1 protein-coding gene is annotated in these 207 nt (G+C 36.2%); it reads left to right on the forward strand.

The window, feature by feature from the left end:
• On the forward strand, window positions 1-207 hold a 207-nt coding region (locus LKX83_RS33745; protein ID WP_227887695.1), incomplete at both ends, for a hypothetical protein.

Raw genomic sequence — 207 nt, forward strand, 5'->3', positions numbered from 1 at the left:
ATATTCCCATTCGCTACATACAATCGCTATACCAGATGGTTAAAGAATTAAGCGATGAAATGTACCGTTCAAAACTGCTTCAAATGCAGTTGGAATCGATTGTTCATAATATAGATGATGCCGTAATTGTATACACCGAACAGGAAACGTTTGAGATTATCAATCATAAAGCCAAAAAGCTGCTTGAATTGGAATCCATAGATGTGC

This window comes from Cohnella baijiui (assembly GCF_020731285.1).
Classification (GTDB): Bacteria; Bacillota; Bacilli; order Paenibacillales; family Paenibacillaceae; genus Cohnella.